Origin of the sequence: Rubritalea squalenifaciens DSM 18772, from assembly GCF_900141815.1 — a bacterium.
GTDB lineage: Bacteria > Verrucomicrobiota > Verrucomicrobiia > Verrucomicrobiales > Akkermansiaceae > Rubritalea > Rubritalea squalenifaciens.
This window is the reverse complement of the sequence record NZ_FQYR01000004.1, coordinates 470,789-493,223: the sequence shown is the minus strand read 5'-3', so window position 1 is coordinate 493,223 and position 22,435 is coordinate 470,789. Positions and strand designations below refer to the sequence as shown.

The window sequence follows — 22,435 nt, the reverse complement described above, 5'->3', positions numbered from 1 at the left end:
CCATCTCCGACCACCCAGCATAGGCAAGCCGAAAATGCGGAGAAAACAGCATTCCCGTGTCTTGCAACATTCTCATACTCCTAGCCCACCGCCTCAATGACCAAGCCGTCGCTCTCCCTCACTGCCAGCTTATGAATCATCTTGATTTCCCGACACCGATACCTAGCCTCTCAATATGGCTAAACTTAGCTTTGACCCCAACTTGTCACCCTTACCAGAAGCACGTGAATTGTGGAATCTCGGACGCCGTGACGAATCACTGGCTTTGTTTCGCACCGCTCACAAAGAGCAAAAGAACAATATCTCTGCGATACTGGATGCAGCCAGGGCCTTAGGATCAAGCTATCAAATCAAGGATGCCGAGCGGACTCTGAACAAGCTTCGCCCGCACGCGAAAAAAATTCCTGTGCTCAATCTCATGATGGGGCAAGTCTACCGCGAAATTCGCAGACCCGACAAAGCCCTCGAGTATTTCAATAAAGCCATCCAAGTCATACCCGACTCGGTAGACGCCCTGGTTGAAGCAGCCCAACTCCTCGAGCGCTCGGGCCGTCCGGAAGTAGCTCTGAAGAGAATCCACAAAGCGCTCTCCATCCAGCCGGACTCACATCTACTCCAGATTTTCCATGCTCGCTTATTAGCCCAAACTTCTCAGCAAGAAGAAGCAATCAAACTCTACGAATCACTTCTCAGCCTCCCCAATCTCACACAAGGACTGCGCTGCCGCGCCCTGCATGAGCTAGCCAGACTGCTTGAGCCGAATAATCCCACAAAGGCCCTTCAACTCATTCAAGAAGCTCATTCTCTCAGAATTGATAGCAGCTCACCTCTGTTGGGACGCGGCGAAACCTCCACCCAGCAAGCCCTGAAACTAGGAAATGAAGTACCCAAGGGCTTCTATAAAGAACTGAGAGACCAAATCCCAAGCTCAGAACAGAAGAAGATCATATTCCAAATAGGTTTTGCCAGATCAGGCACCACCCTGCTTGAAAAACTTCTCACCCAAAGCGGCGACATCAAGGATGCCGAAGAACTTGATTTATTTGGTCTCTATATTCACCCCATTGCAACGGGAACTTTGAAAAGTTATCTCAGAAATGACGAGGAGAGTGAACTAGCAGTGCAGTTCCTGAGACAGCGGTATTGCTCAGGCATGGAAGAGTATCTGAATGCAAGTATAGACCAGCACTGGCTCTTAGACAAGAACCCCTCAAACACCGTCATCTGCTCATCACTCGCGAGAATTTTTCCAGAGGCCAAATTCCTCGTGATGCTTCGTGACCCCAGAGATACGCTGCTAAGCACTTTCTTCCAGTATCTCCCACTGAACCCTGAAAGTATTTCATTCATCCAATGGGAAACATTGATCCAGAGATACTGTGATACCATGCAGGCATGGATTCAACTTAGGGACAATCTGCCTGCTGACTCATGGCTGGAATGCCGCTACGAGTCTCTTACCGCAAACCCTGCCGAGGAACTCTCCCGAGTCTATCAATGGCTCGACATGCCAGGAACGCCCGATTCTCAGTTTTCACCATCGATTCAAAAGTTTGTGAGCTCTCCCAGCTATTCAGAAGTCGCTCAGCCGGTTCACGGCAAGCGTATCGGGCGGTGGCGCGATCCAGCCTACGCCAAGCTCTTTGATGCTGAGACCCAAGAGCGTTTGGCTCCAATCATGCAGCAACTGCAGTACGAGTGGTAACAAAAAGGGCTTGGTATTCACCAAGCCCCGTTCAAAAAAAGGTCTTTTCCTTACAGTTATCTGCGACGTCTTAGAACAAAGCCTATTCCAGCTAGCCCAATCAATGAGACACTGGAAGGCTCAGGCACCTCGACGATACCGATGGCCATGATCCCGGCCGCATTACCAGTAGCCCCAGTCGCCTTACCCACCGTGAAGACCAGCTCATCTTCAACAACTCCATCCGTTGAAATGTCAAATGAGACAGCCATTTCTTCGGCATTCGTAATACCGGCTCCCGACCCTTCTATCTGAACACTATCTTTGGTACCGTAATTCACACCATCATAGGTCAGGTTGCCAAATTTTGTGAATTCAGGAGTAGAGTAACTACCATATAAATAAATCCGGTAGGTAGTATTAGCACTGAGAGCCGAACTGAGACCAGATAGAGTGATTGTCTTAAATCCACTCTCGCCCAGACCGTTAAACAACCATGCATCTCCCATCAAGGACACATTGGCGTTGTTGTTCCAGGTACTATTACCATAGGTGAATGCCTGATTAGTGCTATCAATCGCTAGACTGATCCCACTTCCCAAAGCAAACGGCGTATTATCCGTTGCTCCACCCAGGGTCGCACTACTCACCAAGGTGACAGTGTCCGTATTTTCCACCAAGGTTGCACCAGTATCGATAAACATCTGTGCGGTCGCAGTACCTTGGTTACTAGCAAAATCAAATAATGCTATCGAAGTGGCACTGGCCGATGCGCTGAGTGCCGCAGAGAGGGCCGCGATAGTGCATATGTTAGGGGTTTTCGTATATTTCATAATATCGCAATAGTATCATTGATATGAGGCCATATGACAAAAAACGCCACATAACATTTCACAACTATCTCATTACTAACACAATGTCCATCTCTTTCTAAGAAAACAGAAATCACCCCGGGCCAACTCATAATCTAAAACCTATGAATACCCTTCTTAGCAAAGTTGTGAGTACCGCTGCCAACTTCTCCCACCCTTTTGGCGTATTGGCCACCCACAACAAAGATCAGATTATCAAAGAACAACAGATAATCTGGTATGAAAATAGACCACTAGCCTCCCATTGCACACAAATGAGACAAAGCGATACATAATGTACGGATTAGATCAATCCCGTGACAACAGATAAACAACCTCAAAACATGAAAACACTCGCTCTTATTTCTCTCTTGGGAAGCTTAGGTGTAGCAAACGCCGCCACCACCTATCTCGATATCGACTTCGACGACCTAGCTGATGGTAGCATTACCACTGGAGCCACCATCACCAACAATGGCACTGGCCCTAACGGCACTTGGGACGGCGGCACCAGCTCCGTCTCCTCAGGAACCGTCGACACCATCGCAAACGACGGCTACATTAACTTCGCATCTGGCATTGGCTTGAGCATGGACCTGTCCACTCACAGCTATACCTTCACTGCGACTGTCGACCCAGACGGCACCCAGACTCGCGGTCTCTTTGGACAGATCAACTCGCTCACATCCGATAACAGTGAATTCTGGATTCGCCTCACCTCCACCAACGATGTTCAATTCCTGTTTCGTGACGCTAGTGGCAACCAGATCGTAGCCGCGCACGAGACCACTAGCCTACTGGACGCCGCAGGCTACCACACCATCAGCCTAGTCATAGACAACAACAACGTGACCACCTTTGTGGACGGAAACCAAATCGCTCAGACTAGCAGCACTATCCTGACAGATACCATCGGTACCGCAAATGATCGATTCATAGCACACGCTTACAACACCACACCAGGAAACCGCTTTGACGGCTTAGCTGACAGCTACCTCATCACTTCATCGGTTCCAGAACCCTCCAGCACTGCACTTCTGGGTCTTGCTGGCTGCGTGGTTCTTCTCAGACGCCGCCGCTAAATATTCTTTCATCAGTGTGTACAGTATTCAGAGGTACTGAGTGGAGAGGTACAGGGCGGCTTAATGCTCCTGTACCTCTTTTACTTTCGAGATAAGTACCATCTAGGAAGTCATACGACTGGCTAGCGTCAGCGTGCCCACGATACCAGCCTTTTGGTCTAGCTCCGCCATCTGGATGTATTCCTCTAAATCTGGCAACTCCCAGTATCCCCCAGCCAGCTCTGAAAACTTCTCCCTGATTTTCTCGAGTAAACCAGGTTTTTGCAACACGCCACCACCGAATACAATGATTTCTGGAGCCCAAGTCGCCGTCAGATTCACTGCGGCATGCGCCAAATAAGCTGCCTCCAGATTCCATGCTTCATGGTGATCAGGGAGTTCGTAACCAGGAGTCCCCCATCTGGATTGAATCGCCGGACCTGACGCCTTCCCCTCCAGACAGCATTCATGGAATGGACATACACTGATAGAACCACTACCTGATCCTTCTAAATCCGGCACCGACATATGACCAATCTCTGGATGTAGGATACCTAACAAAGGTTTACCGTCATAGAGTACTCCGCCACCAACTCCAGTTCCCACGGTGATATAAGCAACATGACGCTTACCACGGGCAGCCCCATAGAGCGCCTCTCCTACAGCTGCAGCATTCACATCCGTATCTACATGCACTGTAAAACTATCACCAATCCGGGAGCGAAGCTCTTTGATCAAATTGGTTCCCTTCCATCCTGGCTTAGGTGTCGTCAAAATGGATCCGTAGCCTTCCGAGTCCGGTCTAACATCCACAGGCCCGAAAGCTCCAACAGCCATGGAAGATATCTCACCAAAATCCGCAATGGCTTGCTTAAAAAATTCAGCAGCTTCAGCCATCGTGGTCTCAGGGTCACGCGTTGGAAAACGATGTTCACGCAAGGGCTCAAAGGGGTCATAACCAACCGCACATACAAACTTAGTCCCACCCGCCTCAATCGCTGCTAGCAGCGGCTTTCTACTCTCTTGAGAAGCTCTTTCTGACATGGACATTTTGTACTTAGACAACCAACTTTCTGCAAGTAAGTTAAGCAAGAATATTCAACTAAATAAACATCCTCACACCCGCCCCTTACCACACACCACAGCTCACCTAGATCACACAGAAAAAAAAAGTGCTGACAGCTATCTTTTCGCGCATTTCCACAGCTTTACTTAAGCCTTGTTATGTGCCATATCTACTCTTCTGGTTCTCATGAGAAAACTTCCTACAAGCAAAGCTACACAAGCCGCTAGCCTGATTGAACAAGCTATCTCTATGCGAGAATGGAATGGAATGCTACCGAGTGAACGATTTCTCGCCGAGGAACTAGTCATCAGCCGGACATGCCTCCGCCAGGCGCTAGCCATCCTAACATCAAAGGGCGTCATCTCAGCACCAGAGAGATCAAAGCGTAGACGAATTCTTATCACCTCAAAGACCAAGAAAAGACTGAACCAGGTAGTCCTGCTAACACCAAAACCCGAACTTGGATCTAACAAGAATCTGCTAGAGCAAGCCGCACACCTCAGAGGATTCTTGTCAAAATCCCAATACCAAGTACACATCCTTTCCCCTTCCCTAACAAATAAAGATAGCGCCACAGAAAAAACCATTAAAAGCCTGACAGAAAACTTCCCTCTCGCGCTATGGGTTCTCTATCAATGCCCGGAGACCATCCAGCATTGGTTTTCCAAAAACCAGCTCCCATCCATTATTCTGGGTTCCCGCTTTCCTGAAGTTTCTCTGCCAAGTCTCGATATCGACTATCGAGCCGCCTGCCGCCACGCCACAGGACTACTACTGGCCAAAGGGCACCGTAAGATTGGCTTTATTCGTTTCCGCTCAAAACTCGCTGGAGATAGCTTGGCCTACGCTGGTATGCTTGAAGCACTGAATAACAGCGGTCATGCAGATATAGAGGCACCATGCGTATTCAGACATAACTTCAGCGCAGAAAATCTAGTCCATAAGCTCAACGCCTCCTATACATCGGCAAACCCTCCCACGGCCATCATCTGCATCAACACTCATCACTTCATTACCACGATGACTTATCTCGTAGGAGCAGGAATCAGAGTCCCACAGGATGTCTCCTTGATTTGCCTGAATTCGCACGAGGTTTTCTCAAGTTTCTGGCCGGAACCAACTCACTATACTACTGGAAACAGGCTCATGAAGGAATTGACGCAAATGATCCTCAACGTCAAAGCGAGTGGCTCAGAGACCCATATACTCATGCCTGACCTCGTCACAGGGAAAACCATATCCCACTGCCCATAAGACACTTAAAACCACACACCAAGCTACTCAGATCTCTCCTATTTCTAGAAACCGCTTGAAAAAGTCTCCACAAAGGCCTGTTTCGCTGCTCTGTAGCTGAAATTCGCTGTCAAGTGGGCTAAAAACCCCGTTGACCTTCCCTGAATTCTCACCTAGCGTCCCGCTTCGCCCAAATCAATCCGCCAAGTGACAGACTGGCAGGCAATCAGAACATTTTCGTCATGAATATCACAGTAGAAAAGAACACATGCTCCGCAACAGTGAATGTTGAGGTGCCAGCAGACAAAGTGGCCTCCGAGCGTGAGTCCATCGTTAAAGCTTACTCCAACCAAGCTAAGATTAAAGGTTTCCGCCCAGGTAAAGCACCTGTGAGCATCGTCGAGAAGCGCTACGCTACTGAAATCACAGAGGAGCTCACTTCCCGCCTCGTCAACGAAGGTTGCCAGGAAGCCATCAAGAGCGAAGACCTCAAGGTCCTCAGTGTAAAGAATCCTCAGGACATCGACTTCAAAGAAGACGGCACTCTCACATTCAGCACATCTGTGATCCTCGCTCCTGAATTCGAACTTCCAGAATACAAAGGTATCGAGATCGAAGGCCAGAGCGAAGAAGTCACAGACGAGGACATCGACAAGTCCCTCGAAGACCTCCGCGCACGTTTCGCAGATTTCAAAGACGTCGAGCGTGAAGTAGCTGAAGGCGATTTCGCCATCATCAATTTCTCCGCCACCACAGACGGCAAGCCTGTCGCTGAAGCCATCGGCAAGCCAGCAGGCTTCCTCGAAGGCCGTGAAGGTCACTGGGTCAAGGTTGAGGAAGACTCCTTCCTGACCGGTTTCCCTCTCCAGCTTGTAGGTCTTAAGCAGGACGACAAGAAGGATATCACCATCACCCTCAACGATGAGTTCCCAATCACTGAACTCCGTGGTGCAGAAGTTACCTTCGACGTTACCGTCACTGGCGTTAAGGAGCAGGAGCTTCCAGAGCTCAACGACGAGTTCGCAGGCAAACTGATCCCAGAGAAAGGCCTTGAAGAACTCAAGGAAGTCATCACTCAGCAACTTGAGCAAGAGAAGAAGCGCAATGCAGCTGATGCCAAGGTGAACCAGATCGTAGAATTCCTCAACGAAGCTGTTGAATTCGAACTTCCAGAAGAACTCGTTCAGGCCGAAACACAAGGCAATGCCAACCAGATGGCTCAGCGTGGATTCCAGCAGGGAATGACTGAAGAGCAGATCAACGAGCAGCAGGACGAAATCATGGAAGCTGCTGAGAAGCAGGCACGTACCAACCTCAAGACCAACTTCATCCTTCAGGAGATCGCCTTCAAAGAAGAGATCAAGGTTGAGGACCAAGACGTACTTCAGCGCATCCATCAGCTTGCCCAGCAGGCGCAAAAGCCAGTGAAGAAATACATCAAAGAACTTCAGAAGGCGAACGCCATCCAGAATGTAAGAAATTCTGTTCTTATCGGTAAGACCATTGACTTCCTCGTAGATAACGCAAAGGTTAGTGGTACAACCGAAAAAGAAACTGAAACTGCAGATGCATAATTCCATTTCTAACGAAATCAACCCAATGGTCCCACAAGGGAACTACTACCCTATTCCGACTGTCATCGAACAGGACGGTAGAGGTGAGCGTGGATACGACATCTATTCACGCTTGCTGAAGGACAGAATCATCTTCATCGGCACCGCCATCGATGACAACGTGGCTAACGCCGTCATCGCCCAGATGCTCTTCCTTCAGATGCAGGATCCCAAGAAGGACATCCACGTCTACATCAACTCACCTGGCGGCTCTGTGACTGCGGGTCTGGCGATGTACGACACCATGCAGTTCCTCACATGTGATGTGAACACCTACTGCATCGGTATCGCCGCCTCCATGGGCGCCGTTCTTCTTACTGCTGGAACCAAAGGGAAGCGTTTCTGCCTGCCGAACTCACACGTCATGATCCACCAGGTCTCTGGTGGTGCTCAGGGCACAGCTTCCGATGTGGAGCGCACCGTGAAGTTCATGTACGGCCTTAAGTCTCGTCTCAACGAGATCCTCGCCAAACACACCGGCAAGACTGCCAAGCAGATCGAGAAAGACGCCGACCGCGACAACTACATGTCTGCAGCAGAAGCTACCGAATACGGCCTCGTCGACAAGGTCCTCGAGAACCGTAGCGAAGTACCTACTGAAGACGACAAGTAATCCACGTATCGACCGATTTACTAAAGGCAACGGATACTCCATCCGTTGCCTTTTTTTGCATCAGCTATCCAATATTATATTTACACAACTCCAAGTCATGGAAATAATAGTTGAGAACTTATCATCCCCCCAAGATGAATTCCTCCCACCAATATTTCTACGACCTTCCTTTAGGTGATGTCTACAGCTCTACGTGCTCAGCATTTCGCCTCCTTTACTTTGGCTCCGAACTTGGAACCTTCAGCTCCACGAGAACCAAAGCTGTGGATCTAAATCACACAGCAGCTATCCGCATCAAACTCTCCCATTACTCTCAAAAGCCACTATCAGAAGCATACGACTATTCATTGGTTTATTACCGCGCGGACCTGAGCCACAAACTTTGGCACCCAAAGCTGAGAGACAAGCACGCCGATATCATCAGAATGACTCGGAGAGTGAAATATTGTAGCCAGCCGTCTTTAAACGCTTCACGCGTCAACTTGTTCGCCATCCCAGGTAACCGCCCAATCAAGATAGCTGAATACGATGAAGTCATTCCAAAGGACAATTACGTCCCCCTGCATTACATCGAAAAACTCCACCAAAATTTCAAAGGCTTTCTGATGCGCTCCCCGAAAGACTTCCCACTCGTCCGAACGCTGTTTGACAGCATGGATTTATCACTAGATAGCAAACGGGAAGTCACCAACCCATCCTCTAAGGCCCAAGATGTCATCATCTACACTATCCATGGCGATTAACTGGCTTTTGACCGAAAGAGGCGCGGGATTGGCAAATTTCGGCATACGCCCCGTCCTGTATTTGACTGATTCCAGCCATTAGCACAGTCTCACTGGATCAGCGTCTTGCACTAGCGATGACAGTTTGCGGAGACAATATGCTACAAATCCTCCTTGATGCATCGCTGTTTAGGCATCATCTTCAAACGATACACAATACGTTAACACTTTCACCTCATGGCTCGATCTACCAACCTTACTATGTGCTCCTTCTGTGGCAAAAGTCACTCCGAAGTGCGCAAACTCATAGCCGGACCAGGCGTATACATTTGCGATGAATGTATCGAAGTTTGCTCCACGATTCTTCAAAAGGAACTTAATGGAGTTAAGAAATACGCAGATTCCCCGACTGATATTGATGCCCCGGAAGGACCAGCCACTGAAAGCTTAACCCCGGCAGACATCTGCAAGAAGCTCGATGACTACATCATCGGCCAAGAAAACGCCAAAAAGACACTCGCTGTCGCTGTCTACAACCACTATCAGCGCCTCCGCCAGGACGATCACGTGCATGACGAAGAACTCGACGGCGTAGAGATCGAGAAGTCAAACATTCTCATGCTTGGACCTACCGGCTCAGGCAAAACCCTCCTCGCCCGTACGCTAGCACGCGTTCTGGACGTTCCTTTCACCATTGTAGACGCTACGACTCTTACCGAAGCTGGCTATGTGGGTGAAGACGTGGAAAACATCATCCTTCGCCTCCTTCAGGCAGCCGACTTCGATGTGGAGCGCGCCGAGCGTGGTATCATCTACGTGGATGAAATCGACAAAATCGGCCGCAAGACCGAGAACGTCTCCATCACACGTGACGTATCCGGTGAAGGTGTCCAGCAAGCCCTGCTTAAGATCCTCGAAGGTACTATCTGCAACGTACCACCACAAGGTGGCCGCAAGCACCCACAGCAGGAGTACATTCAGGTAAACACCGAAAAAATTCTCTTCATCTGTGGTGGCGCATTCGTCGGCATGGAAGATCTCGTTCGCGACCGTCTTGGCAAGCGCACACTCGGCTTCAAGGTATCAGAAGAAGACCGCAAACATGAGGAAGACCCGAATCTGCTCAATCGTGTACAACCGGAAGACCTACTCCACTTCGGATTGATTCCAGAATTTATTGGTCGACTTCCAGTCTTCTCCGCACTGCGCAAGCTCACCGAAGATGAACTCGTCAAGATCCTCACCGAGCCAAAGAACGCCATGGTCAAGCAATACCAGAAGCTTCTCGGCATGAACGAGGTGAAACTGAAGATCACCAAGGATGGTCTCACAGCCCTTGCCGAGGAAGCCATCGAACGTGGCACTGGTGCTCGCGCCCTTCGCTCCATCCTTGAGAAACTGATGCTCGATATCATGTACGACATCCCATCTCGTAAGGATATTGAAAGCGTGACGATCAACCGCTCGGTCGTGGAAGGCGACAAGGATCCCATCCTCCGTAAAAAGCGCAATGCTGACGCAGCTTAAATAAGGCCCTTCATTCAATTCTCCAAACCCCGCAGGGTACAACCTGCGGGGTTTTTCTTTTAGAGCAATATCTTGTGTTCTCCATACGCCCGGGAAACACAATTCCTGCATACTAGAATGCTCAGCAAGACCAGCGCTTTGGTCAGTAGCAAGCCTACAGTCAGCTGGTAAACCTCTAACGCATCCGTGAGACCAAACGCAGCGACGCAGAAAGCATAGACCAGCTCAAGCCTTGTCTTTCTCTCTCTGAGAAATCGCCCACAGATGAATAGGGCCAAGCCTAACCATGCAGCTGCCTCCCCCCAGTTAAAGGAAACATAGAGCCAATCAAACCAGGTGAGAGGCGAATTACCACAGTTGGTGATGATCACATCCGTCAGTATCATTCGAATCTCTGACCACAAACACGCCCAGAAAAGCTCAAACTTACCATGAGCGTTAATTTTTCCATTTAGCCCTTCCCCACAGGAGCATTTTCCTTCCCACTACCCGCATGCAGCTCCGCAAACCTGATGGCAACTACGACAATGACGACATCCTCAATACCTTCTTGGAAACCGTCGTGGAAGCTGGAGTCGAGCTATACGACCACCAAGAAGAAGCCATTCTCGAACTCTTCAATGGTTCAAATGTCATCCTTAATACGCCCACCGGCTCAGGAAAATCCATGGTCGCTTTGGCCATGCATTACCGTGCACTGTGTTTAGGGCGCACCTCCTACTACACAGTACCTATCAAAGCCTTGGCCAATGAGAAATTCCTCTCACTCTGTAGCGCCTTCGGAGCTGACAATGTAGGCATGATTACTGGGGATGCCACGGTCAACCCGACAGCCCCAGTCATATGCTGCACCGCTGAAATCCTCTCTAACATGGCTCTACGCGAGGGCGCACTCGCCAAGGTTGATGACGTCATCATGGATGAGTTTCATTACTACTCAGACCCAGAGCGCGGCATCGCCTGGCAAGTACCGCTTCTTACCTTGCCCCAGTCTCGCTTCCTACTGATGTCTGCCACGATTGGGGACACCGCATTATTCTCAGATACTTTGAACACTTTGACTGGAGCAGAGACCGTACTTGTCCAGTCCGACCAGCGTCCTGTGCCGCTGGAGTTTGACTACTCGGAAATTCCACTCACGGAAAAAGTGGCTGAACTCGTCGAAGACGGAAAAGCCCCCGTCTATCTGGTCCACTTCGCTCAAAGAGCCTGTGCGGAATCAGCCCAATCCCTCCTGTCTCATAATTTCTGCAGCAAAGAAGAGAAACAAGAAATATCCAAAGCGCTCACCGAAGCCAACTTCCGATCCCCCTATGGGAAGGAAATCGCCAAACTGCTGCGCCACGGTATCGGCATTCACCACGCAGGCCTTCTTCCCAAGTATCGCGTACTGGTGGAAAAGCTCACACAGAAGGGACTACTCAAGGTGATCTGTGGAACGGACACCCTAGGTGTAGGCGTCAATGTCCCCATCCGCTCCGTCCTCTTTACCCAGCTTTGCAAGTTCGATGGATCAGGCACCAAAATTCTCACCGTCCGCGACTTCAAGCAGATCGCAGGTCGAGCCGGCCGCCGTGGGTTTGATGACATCGGTTATGTCGTCGCACAAGCTCCTGAGCACGTCATTGAAAACATCCGCCTCGAAGCCAAAGCGGCGGCTTCTGCCAAGAAAAAGAAATTCGTCAAAAAGAAGCCTCCGGAAAACGGCTTCGTCAACTGGACGGAAGATACCTTTCAGAAACTCATCATCTCCCCGCCTGAGGCTCTCAAGTCCTCCTTCAACCTGCGCCACAATCTACTTCTCAATACGCTATCCCGCCGCAACGAAGACGGCTGTACCGCTCTCAAGAAACTTATCGAGGACAGTCACGAGACAGAGGCTTCCAAGGCCAAACTCCGCAAGCGTGCCCGCTCCATGTTCATCGCCCTTGTGCGGGGCGGAGTGCTGACGATCATCCCTCCATCCAAGCGCTCTGCAGAACCAAACACCCCCAAGGTGGAATACCATGTCGACCTACAGGAAGACTTTACCATGAATCAGGCACTTGGCCTCTGGCTTCTGGAAGCCATTCCCCAACTCGATCAAGAGGCTCCTGACTACGTCCTCAACCTGCTGAGCTTGGTAGAAGCCATTCTGGAGCATCCAGCTGCTATCCTCAAAGCCCAAGTCAACAAGCGAAAGAGCGAACTCATCTCAGAGTTAAAAGAGGACGGAGTCGACTACAACGAACGCATGGAGCGACTGGAACAAGTCACCCACCCCATGCCTGGCAAGGACTTCATCTTCCAAACCTTCAACACATTCCGAGCCAAGCATCCCTGGCTGGAAGCAGAAAATATTCGCCCCAAAAACATCGCTAGAGAGATGTTTGAGGACTTCATGTCCTTTGAGGATTACATCAAGACCTACAAACTGGAACGCTCGGAAGCCATTCTCCTGCGCCACTTATCAGAAGTTTACAAAGTGCTTGCACAGACCGTTCCGCCAAACTTCAAAACCGAGGAAGTCATCGAGGCCGAAGAATATTTCCGAGACCACCTCACCAATGTTGACTCCTCCCTGCTCGACGAATGGGAAACCCTACGCAATCCCGATTACGTACCTGAGTCCATGCGGGACCAAGCCACTCCTGACAAGGCCCCGATCACGAGAGACAAAAGAGCCTTCGCCCGATTGCTACACAACCAAGTCTTTGAACTTGTAAAGCGCCTCCATCACGAGGATTTCACGGGCCTACTGGAGAGAATCCAGCCCATAGACGCCACGGGAGCTCCATGGACTACGGCACGCTTTGACCAGATACTCGACGATTACTACGAGGAGCACCACGACATCCGTCTGGACCCTGAAGCCAGAAACAAGAAACACCTCCAAGTCTGCGACCTGCCTGATTCACCTCACAAAAGAATCACCCAGACTATCACTGACCCGGATAACCTAAACGACTGGCAGCTCAGCCTGCTGCTTGACCTCAAGCGAAGCGATGAGACAGGCACACTCCACCTCACGCTGGAAGGCATTGGCCCCGTCATGAGTTCATGAACATAAAAAAGGCTCCTCTCAGTGAGGAGCCTTAAAAAACGTGATTTCTAGTATCTAAAAATATTATTTACGGGAGCGTCTGAACAGGAAAGCAAGTCCAGCCAAACCTGTGAGAAACACAGAGCTTGGTTCAGGTACGGATGCACCTGTTACGGTCTTTGGCTCAGTGAGAACACCGTGCTCTTCCCAAGTTGTGGTGCCATCGAAGTTCTTTGGCAGACCATTGAAGTCCTGGTTCAAGCTGTTGTCCTGAGTGGCTGTAGCCAATACGTAGCTGATTGGAGTATCCGGACCAAAGGCGATGCCTTTGTCTGCTGCGAAGCCGGCCAGATCACTGTAGGGCATGGAGAAGCTGATGTAGAAATCAGTTCCTGATGCCTTCCCAGGATTACCTGCATCAACATCGGTTGTCGTACCACCATCTGCAACGGTAACCGCTCTGAAGCTGAAGTTATCACCGTCTACCGCAGGATTCTGATACGTGGAGCTGATGCCGCTGATGGAGGTCGTACTCGGTGAGTTGTTCAGGTCATTACCTGCCTCAAACAAACCGATGATTTCGGTAGATCCCGAAAAGGACACACCGGCAAAGACATCGAGGGCAAAATCTCCATCGAGATCCATACCTACGAATACCACCTGGCCGAACTGACCATCACTCTTCTTATCACCAGCAACTCGCACACGATAGCCGATTACATCATCATTGGTAGGGAGAGTACCATTAGTATCGTAAAAGGTATAGAAGGAGGAGTTGTTGGTATTACCTACGATATCAGACTCGGAATTTGTCGCCTGCTCATCTTGAATGTAATCATATTCACCAAGACCAGCATAGGTCATCTGAGTCCAAGAACTATTTAAGGAGTCAGACGCGATGCTGACTGCTGCGTAGGACACACTACTAGAGGCCAGCACGAGAGCTGTACCTATACACAAGTTTCTTAATTTCATTTCTTCGGGAGGATAAAGGTTTGAGGCAGTTTTGCTAACTCTCGCCAAGTTATCGGGGTCACTTCGTTTCTCTAAAAATGAGGCCCTCGTCAAGACATTGTTCAAAATATCACCACTATCCAAAAAACATGATAACTCACTGATCCTAATACATGAACAAATTCTAATAATCCGTTCATGAAAAGCTTTTTAACTAGTGGACTGGAGCTTGCACACTCTTGTTCTAATACTCCCTCAAGAACAGACATCAAAGCGTTGTAAATAATTAACTTAAGTATAAATCAAACCATAACTACTTGATTTTCCGATGCATCCTAAAGTTACCAAGACTTGCTGAAATGTTCCTGGAATTTGTCATGTATCGTATAGTCAGATGCACGCTAAGTTAAACAGACTGTTAAAAATGAAGCTCACGCACTTTTGTCTACTAATCTCCACCCTCCTGCCAAGTATACTGATGGCTGGTGAGCATGATGGCTTGGAAATCTCTCTGATCGCAGAGAGCAAGACCATCACTCCAGGAAAGCCGGTGACTCTGGGGGTCCACCTCAAGCACAAGCCGGGCTTTCACACCTACTGGAAGAGTCCGGGTATCGTAGGCATGCCTACCCAACTGGAATGGAAACTTCCGGATGGTTTTTCAGTTTCAGAGATTCAATGGCCCTATCCTGAGAAGAGCTTCATGGCTGAGTACTCCTGCCACGGTTACGAGCGCGATGTCACACTCCTGGTTACCTTAAATCCACCGAAGACCATCTCCACTGACAGTATTTCTGTAGAGGCCTTTGCCTCGTGGATGTGCTGCGCCAAAGAATGTTTTCCGGGCACGGAAACCCTCAAGTTACCACTTCAGGTCTCCGACACCCCCGTAGCATCCCCAGTCCACCTCAAGCTCATTGAACAAGCCCGGCAGCAAATTCCCAAAGCTAATCCCCTCTGGAAAGCTTCCGTCCTCAGCAAAATCGGCGCTCCTCAAATCAAAGTGTTAATCAGACCTCCAAGAAACACCAAGCCTAAGAACATCTACTTATTTTCTGAAGACGGTCAGATCAGCTCAGACAAGAAGCAGCTGATCACGTATCAAGAAGATGGCAGCATCATCGTCACAGTTCCGCGCTCAGAGCTCGATGACGCAAAAAGCACAAATCTCCCGTTAATCCTGAAAGCCGACAATCAGTATGTAAGTATCTGCCCAGTGTACAAAAATTTGCACTCACAGTAATTCTATGAAATCAATCTTACTCCTCTTACTCCTCTTCCTACTCTGCCCCCTAATCCTGCACGCTCAAATCAGCTACGATGGAAAGTCGGGCCCCGGCAAGGGCAAGCACATCGTCTTTGTAGCCTCAGACCATGAGTACCGCGCCGAGCAGACTTGCCCAGCTCTGGCCCGCATTCTTGCAGAACGCCAGGGTTTCAAAACCACCGTCCTGTTTGGAGTCGATAAAAATGGCAACATTGAAGCAGGAGCCTCCAATATCAAAGGGCTGGAAGCTCTTAAGGAGGCAGACCTGATGGTGATCTTTACCCGCTTTCTTGATCTTCCAGATGACCAGATGCAGCACATTGTAGACTATCTGGATCGCGGAGGTCCAGTGGTCGGCCTGCGCACTTCGTCCCACGCCTTTAAAATTCCCAAGGGCAAAAAATTCTCCCGCTTCGACTTCAAGTACGCTGGCAAAGATTATGAGAAAGGCTTCGGTCACCAGATCCTTGGAAACACCTGGGTGGGCCACTACGGAAGAAACCACAAGCAAGGCACCCGCATTCAACTCATTCCTGAGCAAAAGAAACACCCAATCCTTCGCGGTGTAGGCGATGGTGCCTTCTGCTATGCAGGTGGCTACAATGGCATCGCTGGTGATGACTTCACCGTACTCGCCAATTCCCAGCCCATGGTCTCCATGAAAAAGGACGCGGCCCTGGATGCCAAGAAACCGCCAGTGCCTTGTACTTGGACACGCCACTACACTGCTAAGAATGGCAAGCAAGCTCGCGTCTTCCACTCCACACAAGGTGCATCCGAAGACATTCTGGATCCCGACTACCGTCGCCTCGTGCTCAACGGTGTTTTCTGGGCAATCGGCCTGGAAGACAAGATCGACGCCAAGGCCAACATCGACTTCGTAGGTCCTTACAAGCCGACTACCTTCAAAATGGGCGGCCATGTAAAGAACGTGAAGCCAGCCGACCTACAGGACCTCAAGTCTCCTATTATGCCTGAACCAAAGGCAAAGCCGGCCAAGAAGAAAGACGCCAAGTACACCAAACTGGACGGCCCAAAGGCTAAGAAAGATCCCAAATTGGCCCAGTACTACATCAACAAGAAATCATCTCCTAAGCCAAAGGCTACCGCTCCTATTGAGACCAAGCTGCCTCTTGAAATCGCCCCAAAGAGCCATATAGCTCTTATCGGAAACCTGTTGTTAGACAATGAACGTCGCTACGGTCACCTTGAGACTCTCATCCATCAGCACTTACCAAAGCACGAACTCGAAGTACGTAACTTTGCTTGGCCAGCCGATGAGATCGACATCATGCCTCGCCCGGACAACTTCGGTACTCTCGACCAACATCTACTCTACTATAAGACAGACGTCATCATCGCAGCCTTTGGCTACAACGAATCCTTTGCAGGCAAAGAGGGACTGGAATCCTTCAAGCAGCGCCTCGACAAATTCCTCAAACATCTCAAGTCACGCGCCTACAACGGCAAGACTGCACCACAGATCGTTCTCCTCTCCCCTACACCGAACGAAGATACTGAGCAGGTAAATGCTGCTGAGATGAACAATAAGAACATCGCCCTCTACACCGAGGCGATGAAGGAGGTAGCCACTTCTAACAAAATCGCATTCATTGACAGTTCTTATTCAGGAGGCAAGGGAGTCAAGCTGAACCGCACCTCAGACGGCAATAGCCTCACTGAATACGGCCACTCCATATTTGCCAAGAACACCTTCAAGTCCCTCTTCAATCTGGAGGACCCATCAATCAATGAAGGCCTCCGCGCTCTCGTCATCGACAAAGCCGACCAGTTCTTCTACCGCTACCGTCCGCTCAATACCTTCTACTACGTTGGTGGTCGCAGCGGCTCCTATGGCTATCTCGACTTCCTCCCGGCCATGCGCAACTTTGACCTGATGGTCGAGAACCGCTTCAAAGCCATTCACGCCACTGCCGCAGGCACACCTACCCAACCGGACGACTCTAATCTTCCTAAGATGGACGACGTCCTGCTCGCCATCGGCGCAAACGAGTTCATGAGCCCTGAGGACGAACTCAAAGCTTTCAAGATTGATCCACGATTCGAGGTCAACTGCTTCGCCTCTGAGAAAGACTTCCCGGAATTGGCATGCCCGATCTCCATCCGTTGGGATGCCAAAGGACGACTCTGGGTCTCCTGCTCTACCGCCTACCCACACATCTACCCAGGCCAAAAGCCTGCTGATAAGATCATCATTCTCGAAGATACTGACCAGAACGGCAAGGCAGACAAGTGCACCACCTTTGCTGACGACCTGCACATCCCCCTTTCCTTCGTGCTCGATGGTGAAGGCGGTGTCTACTGCTCCGAACAGCCACACCTCACCTACCTGAAGGACACCGATGGTGACGACAAAGCCGACACCAGTGAAATCATTTACACCGGATTCGGCTGTGAAGACTCCCACCATTCCCTGCATGACTTCGCTTGGACACCAGGCGGAGACCTCCTCTTCCGTGAGTCCGTCTTCCATCATTCCCAGGTCGAAACACCATACGGCCCGATCCGCGTTAGAGACTCATCTTGGTTCCTCTATAATCCAAAGACCCGCAAGCTCACCGACTTCGGTTCTTACTTTAACACCAACCCATGGGGTGTGACCTTCGACAAATGGGGCAACCATGTAGCCTCTCACCCGGTCTTCGGCTCCACTTTCCACGCCACCAACGCCCCCTACCCTCAGCTCCATCCTAAGCCACAGGGCATCCAAGCCTACTCCGGCGTCTGTGGTCACGACTTCGTGGACTTCTCCTTCTGGCCTGAGGAAATGCAGGGCGGCTTCGTAAAGAACCGCTACAAACCCACTAACAACGTCGAGTTCCACACCTGGACCGAGAAGGAAGATCACTTCGCCGAAGAGAAGAAATTCGACCTCATCTTCTCTACCAATCTTTCCTTCATCCCAGTCGACCTCAAGTTCGGCCCACGCGGAGCCATGTACATCTGTGACTGGTACAACCCGGTCAAAGGTCACGCCCAGTACTCCCTGCGTGATCCACGTCGCGACCGCAAGGCTGGCCGCATCTGGCGCGTCGTTCCCAAAGGTGCCACACTCGCCGATGCTCCCAAGATCGAAGACGCGACCGTTGTCGAGCTGCTCAATCACCTTAAGTCAGGCCAGATCCGCGTCCGCAACTGGGCCCGCCGCGAGCTCCGTACCCGCGACAAGAACGAAGTCCTCAATGCCCTGAACACCTGGACTGTTAGAAACAGCAAAGACCAGCACGCCTTGCTCGAAGCTCTCTGGGTATACCAAGGCATCGGTAAGAAAAAGTCGGATCTCGTCCGCATCCTCATCCATTCAGACAACCACCTCATCGCTGCAGCCGCCTATGGCCCGCTGCGCTTCTGGGCAGAGGAAATGCCAGCTGAAAAAGTGAACGCTCTTCTGAAGTACGGCGCCGAGCACCCATCTCAGCACGTTCGGCGAGAAGCCGTCATCTGCTCAAGCTACATCGGCACACAGGAAGCCTTCGATGCTATCCAGCCAGTGCTGGCACAACCAGCAGGCAAACACCTCACCTATGCCATTCAGACTTCCTTTGAATCCAAGGCGCTCCGCCCCTACTGGACTCAAGATACTCCGAAGCAGCTCAAGAGTCTCGGCAAAGAGGAGAAGAAAGCTAAGGATACACGCACCGCCGAGGAGAAAGCCTTCGACAAACAAAAGGGACTTCAAACCGTGCAACTCGGCTGCGTGCCAGAACGCATTCAGTTTGATAAATCCACGCTTAAGGTGAAAGCCGGCGCACCAGTGAAGTTTATCTTCAATAACCCGGACGCCACCCAGCACAACGTACTCATCCTTGAGCAAGGCACCCCGATCCAAGAAATTGGCATGGCTGCCAATGACATGGCCAAGGATGCGAATGGCGCCAAGAAGCACTACGTGCCTGATGACAAGCGCATCCTCCACCACTCACGCCTGCTAGAACCGCACAGTTCACAGACTCTGCGCTTCATCGCTCCGAAGAAGCCAGGCAAGTACCCATTCGTCTGCACCTTCCCCGGCCACTGGACCGTCATGAAGGGCGAACTGATCGTAGAGTAAACCACAAGATCACAAACTAACAAAAAAGGCTCAGGGAACACCCTGAGCCTTTTCTTTTTGGTTCAATGAACACCATTAGCCGCAACTTTCTATTAGTTTTAGCATTTTCCATGCTGTATCCTCAGCTTCGGAACCTTTAATTAAACTAGGGATCACATCTTGCTTAAGCTTAAGACATACTTCTTCTCGATCTACTCTACTCATTAAGCATACTTCCAACTCCTTGCATCCTGGAGGAAAATTTGACCAAGAATCATGCCATCCTACAACCATGGTACGGGCTGATGCTGAGTGCCAATTATCGATTAGGGACAAGCTCTCCAAAATAAATTCACAAACTGCATCCCTAACCTGAAACTCCAGGCCTTCACCTACTATGTAGCTATGCCCCATTTAAATCCCACTAATATTTTATGTAAACCTCATCACTAAACAGTCTAAATTCTTGGCCTGCTACCTTTTCTGTTCAGTTTAAAATTGTTTCACTCCCCCAGCAAACGCTTCAGCGTTCCTTCGCTGACAGGTTTCACGTCGCGGATGTCTCCGCCGACCATTTCCTTCAGCATGGTCACGCACTTGTCGTGATCCTCTTGGCTGTCGAACTCCATCCCCACGAGGGCGCGGCCAACGCGCTCACCGGAGTATTCGTAGTTGAAGTAGCACAAGCTGGCGATTCCCTTCACATGCGACATGAACTGCAGGAAGGCACCTGCACGTTCCGGAAACTCGACGTTTACGAAGAGCGGGTAAGTAAAGAGGTCTGGATCGTAGTTGATGATACGGTAGCCCACGATCTCCTCAGTAGAGACATCAGCCGCCTTGGCACCACGGCGCTCTAGCAACGCATCGATGGCTGCGTAGTCGTCCTTGGTACCAATGAGTCCGAGGACTGGGTACTGCACCTCTGAATCAGTGCGACCGTATTGGAGATCAACAATACTGACATCTTTAGGAAGCTCTTTGAGGAATTCGACCAGCGAGCCCTTGCCCTCAGGAATCGGCACGCGAAGGAAACGGCGATGTCTGGAACCTATACCCGCACGGCGCGAGATATTCGCCAGCTGAGCAAAGTCCATGTTCGCGCCACAGACAATCGTAAGCACCTTCTCACCTGGCTTGATCTTGCCTGACTCGTAGTCCTTGGTGATCGCAGCCAAACCCATGGCTCCACTGGGCTCAGGGATCGCCCGGACGGTTTCCCAGAGGCGACGCACGGCGTGACAGACCTCATCATTGGTCACAGTCACGATCTCATCGAGAAGTTCGTTACAAATCTTAAATGTATTCTCACCGACTTTTCTAACAGCCGTACCATCACAGAAGACATCCAGATACTCTAGCTCCACTGGCTTACCTGCCTCAATAGCGGCCTTCATAGAGGCCTGGTCCTTTCCTTCCACACCGATGATCTTGCAGTCCGGCCAGTAGCGCTTCAACCAGCAGCTTACAGACGCAGCCAGACCACCTCCACCGATGGCAATGTAGACTCGATCAAACGGGCCTTCGCCACTCATGACAATTTCATCTGCCAAGGTGCCTTGGCCGCCCATAGTCGCGAGATCATTGTATGGGTGTACATAGACTGCTCCCACTTCCTCGCAGTACTCACGCGCAGCGAGACCTGCCTCATCATAACTGTCACCGATCAAGCGGATCTGCACGTGATCACCGCCATGGCGCATCACCTCGTTTTGCTTCACCTCGGGAGTGGAAAGCGGCATGAAAATGATACAGTCGCAGCCCAGCTTTCTGGCTGCACGGGCTACGCCCTGGCCATGGTTGCCAGCCGAGGCAGCCACGATCCCCTTGGCGCGTTGCTCCGGGGTCAGACAAGCTACGGCATTGTAGGCTCCGCGCCACTTGTAGGCCTTGATCGGCCCTAGGTCCTCGCGCTTAGCCCAGACCTCGCAGTCGTATCCAATAATTGGCAACTTCTGCAAGGGCGTTGGTTTACCTGCAGCGTACACACGCTGCCTAGCCATCAATATCTCTTGAAAAAGTTGCTCTTTGTCCATGGTTTGTAAGGCGGAATACTCCCATCCCCTACGCCATGGTCAAGATTCAATACCGTCTTGCCCCCTGATTTACTGAAGATGCCCCTCCCGGCAGAATGCTTCAATCTCACCTTGTATTCCTCTGCTAGGTGAAGCATGTTATCCATCAGTTTTCTAAACCTAATACGAATACAACCATGTCTATCAAAATTGGCGATAAAGCCCCGGATTTCACCCTCGTCACCAAAACAGCCGACGGTCCAGAAACAGTGACCCTTTCCGACCACATTGGGGAGTCCAACATCCTTCTCCTCTTCGTGCCAATGGCCTTCACAGGCGTGTGCACCACTGAGCTCTGCGACATCACCAACAGCATCAATGAGTACGCCGACCTGGGCGCCAAGGTATTTGCAATCTCTGGAGACAATCCATTTGTACAGGAAGTCTGGGCACAGAAAGAAGGCATCAAGCTTCCACTACTCAGCGACTACGAACACGCAGTTTCCAAAGCTTACGGTGTAGCCTATGAGCAGTTCCTCCCTGAGGCAAATCTCATCATGGGCGGCGTTTCCAAGCGTTCCGCCTTTGTGATCGACAAGGCCGGGGTTGTACAACTCATCGATATCCAGGATCACCCGAAAGACCTTCCAGACTTTGCCGCCGTCAAAGAGTGCCTTAAGGGCCTCTAGTCATCGGCTTCAACACAGTTCAAAACAAAAAGCTCAATGGAAATTCCATTGAGCTTTTTTATCTTAA

The 22,435-nt window shown here is 50.5% G+C and carries 15 protein-coding genes; 11 read left to right on the top strand and 4 right to left on the bottom strand.

Annotated features, from left to right (window positions below):
• Positions 1-175: 175 nt before the first annotated feature.
• Positions 176-1,705, top strand: coding sequence for a tetratricopeptide repeat-containing sulfotransferase family protein (locus BUB27_RS12320; protein WP_143184145.1), 1,530 nt, complete (start codon positions 176-178; stop codon positions 1,703-1,705).
• Positions 1,706-1,761: 56 nt separating this feature from the next.
• Here BUB27_RS12320 and BUB27_RS12315 read toward each other — a convergent pair whose 3' ends face one another.
• On the bottom strand, positions 1,762-2,517 hold the full coding sequence (locus BUB27_RS12315) for a PEP-CTERM sorting domain-containing protein (RefSeq protein WP_143184144.1): 756 nt from the start codon (positions 2,515-2,517) through the stop codon (positions 1,762-1,764).
• Positions 2,518-2,879: 362 nt separating this feature from the next.
• On the opposite strand from BUB27_RS12315, the gene BUB27_RS12310 reads away from it, so the two are divergent.
• Positions 2,880-3,617, top strand: a complete 738-nt coding sequence (locus BUB27_RS12310) for a PEP-CTERM sorting domain-containing protein (protein ID WP_143184143.1) — start codon at positions 2,880-2,882, stop codon at positions 3,615-3,617.
• A 102-nt stretch (positions 3,618-3,719) separates the two neighbouring features.
• Here the strand turns inward: BUB27_RS12310 and BUB27_RS12305 are convergent, their stop codons facing one another.
• A complete protein-coding gene (locus BUB27_RS12305; protein WP_159434945.1) occupies positions 3,720-4,640 on the bottom strand; it encodes an ROK family protein in 921 nt (306 codons plus the stop codon).
• A gap of 208 nt (positions 4,641-4,848) precedes the next feature.
• On the opposite strand from BUB27_RS12305, the gene BUB27_RS12300 reads away from it, so the two are divergent.
• From BUB27_RS12300 to BUB27_RS12275, 6 genes are all read left to right on the top strand, one after another.
• Entirely contained in the window at positions 4,849-5,916 is a 1,068-nt protein-coding gene (locus tag BUB27_RS12300) for a substrate-binding domain-containing protein (protein ID WP_143184141.1), read from the top strand.
• 221 nt (positions 5,917-6,137) lie between these two features.
• Positions 6,138-7,469 carry a trigger factor gene (gene tig, locus BUB27_RS12295; RefSeq protein ID WP_143184140.1) on the top strand — a complete coding sequence of 444 codons (1,332 nt, stop codon included), beginning with the start codon at positions 6,138-6,140 and terminating at the stop codon, positions 7,467-7,469.
• The gene (locus BUB27_RS12290; RefSeq protein ID WP_327289786.1) at positions 7,462-8,121 is read left to right on the top strand and encodes an ATP-dependent Clp protease proteolytic subunit; all 660 of its coding nucleotides are present in this window, start codon (positions 7,462-7,464) and stop codon (positions 8,119-8,121) included. The genes tig and BUB27_RS12290 overlap by 8 nt, the downstream gene beginning before the upstream one ends.
• A gap of 134 nt (positions 8,122-8,255) precedes the next feature.
• A complete protein-coding gene (locus tag BUB27_RS12285) occupies positions 8,256-8,864 on the top strand; it encodes a hypothetical protein (protein ID WP_143184139.1) in 609 nt (202 codons plus the stop codon).
• A gap of 216 nt (positions 8,865-9,080) precedes the next feature.
• The gene (clpX, locus tag BUB27_RS12280; RefSeq protein ID WP_143184138.1) at positions 9,081-10,370 is read left to right on the top strand and encodes an ATP-dependent Clp protease ATP-binding subunit ClpX; all 1,290 of its coding nucleotides are present in this window, start codon (positions 9,081-9,083) and stop codon (positions 10,368-10,370) included.
• A gap of 493 nt (positions 10,371-10,863) precedes the next feature.
• Positions 10,864-13,413, top strand: a complete 2,550-nt coding sequence (locus tag BUB27_RS12275) for a DEAD/DEAH box helicase (protein ID WP_143184137.1) — start codon at positions 10,864-10,866, stop codon at positions 13,411-13,413.
• Positions 13,414-13,476: 63 nt separating this feature from the next.
• On the opposite strand, the gene BUB27_RS12270 is transcribed toward BUB27_RS12275, so the two are convergent.
• Positions 13,477-14,367 (bottom strand): PEP-CTERM sorting domain-containing protein, encoded by an 891-nt coding sequence (locus tag BUB27_RS12270; RefSeq protein WP_143184136.1) that lies wholly within the window; start codon positions 14,365-14,367, stop codon positions 13,477-13,479.
• A 403-nt stretch (positions 14,368-14,770) separates the two neighbouring features.
• On the opposite strand from BUB27_RS12270, the gene BUB27_RS12265 reads away from it, so the two are divergent.
• Positions 14,771-15,589 (top strand): protein-disulfide reductase DsbD domain-containing protein, encoded by an 819-nt coding sequence (locus tag BUB27_RS12265; protein WP_159434944.1) that lies wholly within the window; start codon positions 14,771-14,773, stop codon positions 15,587-15,589.
• 4 nt (positions 15,590-15,593) lie between these two features.
• A complete protein-coding gene (locus tag BUB27_RS12260) occupies positions 15,594-19,685 on the top strand; it encodes a PVC-type heme-binding CxxCH protein (RefSeq protein WP_143184134.1) in 4,092 nt (1,363 codons plus the stop codon).
• Between the two features lie 482 nt (positions 19,686-20,167).
• Here the strand turns inward: BUB27_RS12260 and BUB27_RS12255 are convergent, their stop codons facing one another.
• On the bottom strand, positions 20,168-21,700 hold the full coding sequence (locus BUB27_RS12255; RefSeq protein WP_143184133.1) for a pyridoxal-phosphate dependent enzyme: 1,533 nt from the start codon (positions 21,698-21,700) through the stop codon (positions 20,168-20,170).
• 176 nt (positions 21,701-21,876) lie between these two features.
• Here BUB27_RS12255 and BUB27_RS12250 point away from each other — a divergent pair, with 176 nt between their 5' ends.
• Positions 21,877-22,368 (top strand): redoxin domain-containing protein, encoded by a 492-nt coding sequence (locus tag BUB27_RS12250; protein ID WP_143184132.1) that lies wholly within the window; start codon positions 21,877-21,879, stop codon positions 22,366-22,368.
• Positions 22,369-22,435: the final 67 nt, after the last annotated feature.

What these genes read in the sequence shown, in the direction of transcription:
- BUB27_RS12320 (WP_143184145.1), top strand. Translation starts at nt 176, where the DNA reads ATGGCTAAACTTAGCTTTGACCCCAACTTGTCACCCTTACCAGAAGCA.
- BUB27_RS12315 (WP_143184144.1), bottom strand. Translation starts at nt 2,517, where the DNA reads ATGAAATATACGAAAACCCCTAACATATGCACTATCGCGGCCCTCTCT.
- BUB27_RS12310 (WP_143184143.1), top strand. Translation starts at nt 2,880, where the DNA reads ATGAAAACACTCGCTCTTATTTCTCTCTTGGGAAGCTTAGGTGTAGCA.
- BUB27_RS12305 (WP_159434945.1), bottom strand. Translation starts at nt 4,640, where the DNA reads ATGTCAGAAAGAGCTTCTCAAGAGAGTAGAAAGCCGCTGCTAGCAGCG.
- BUB27_RS12300 (WP_143184141.1), top strand. Translation starts at nt 4,849, where the DNA reads ATGAGAAAACTTCCTACAAGCAAAGCTACACAAGCCGCTAGCCTGATT.
- tig (WP_143184140.1), top strand. Translation starts at nt 6,138, where the DNA reads ATGAATATCACAGTAGAAAAGAACACATGCTCCGCAACAGTGAATGTT.
- BUB27_RS12290 (WP_327289786.1), top strand. Translation starts at nt 7,462, where the DNA reads ATGCATAATTCCATTTCTAACGAAATCAACCCAATGGTCCCACAAGGG.
- BUB27_RS12285 (WP_143184139.1), top strand. Translation starts at nt 8,256, where the DNA reads ATGAATTCCTCCCACCAATATTTCTACGACCTTCCTTTAGGTGATGTC.
- clpX (WP_143184138.1), top strand. Translation starts at nt 9,081, where the DNA reads ATGGCTCGATCTACCAACCTTACTATGTGCTCCTTCTGTGGCAAAAGT.
- BUB27_RS12275 (WP_143184137.1), top strand. Translation starts at nt 10,864, where the DNA reads ATGCAGCTCCGCAAACCTGATGGCAACTACGACAATGACGACATCCTC.
- BUB27_RS12270 (WP_143184136.1), bottom strand. Translation starts at nt 14,367, where the DNA reads ATGAAATTAAGAAACTTGTGTATAGGTACAGCTCTCGTGCTGGCCTCT.
- BUB27_RS12265 (WP_159434944.1), top strand. Translation starts at nt 14,771, where the DNA reads ATGAAGCTCACGCACTTTTGTCTACTAATCTCCACCCTCCTGCCAAGT.
- BUB27_RS12260 (WP_143184134.1), top strand. Translation starts at nt 15,594, where the DNA reads ATGAAATCAATCTTACTCCTCTTACTCCTCTTCCTACTCTGCCCCCTA.
- BUB27_RS12255 (WP_143184133.1), bottom strand. Translation starts at nt 21,700, where the DNA reads ATGGACAAAGAGCAACTTTTTCAAGAGATATTGATGGCTAGGCAGCGT.
- BUB27_RS12250 (WP_143184132.1), top strand. Translation starts at nt 21,877, where the DNA reads ATGTCTATCAAAATTGGCGATAAAGCCCCGGATTTCACCCTCGTCACC.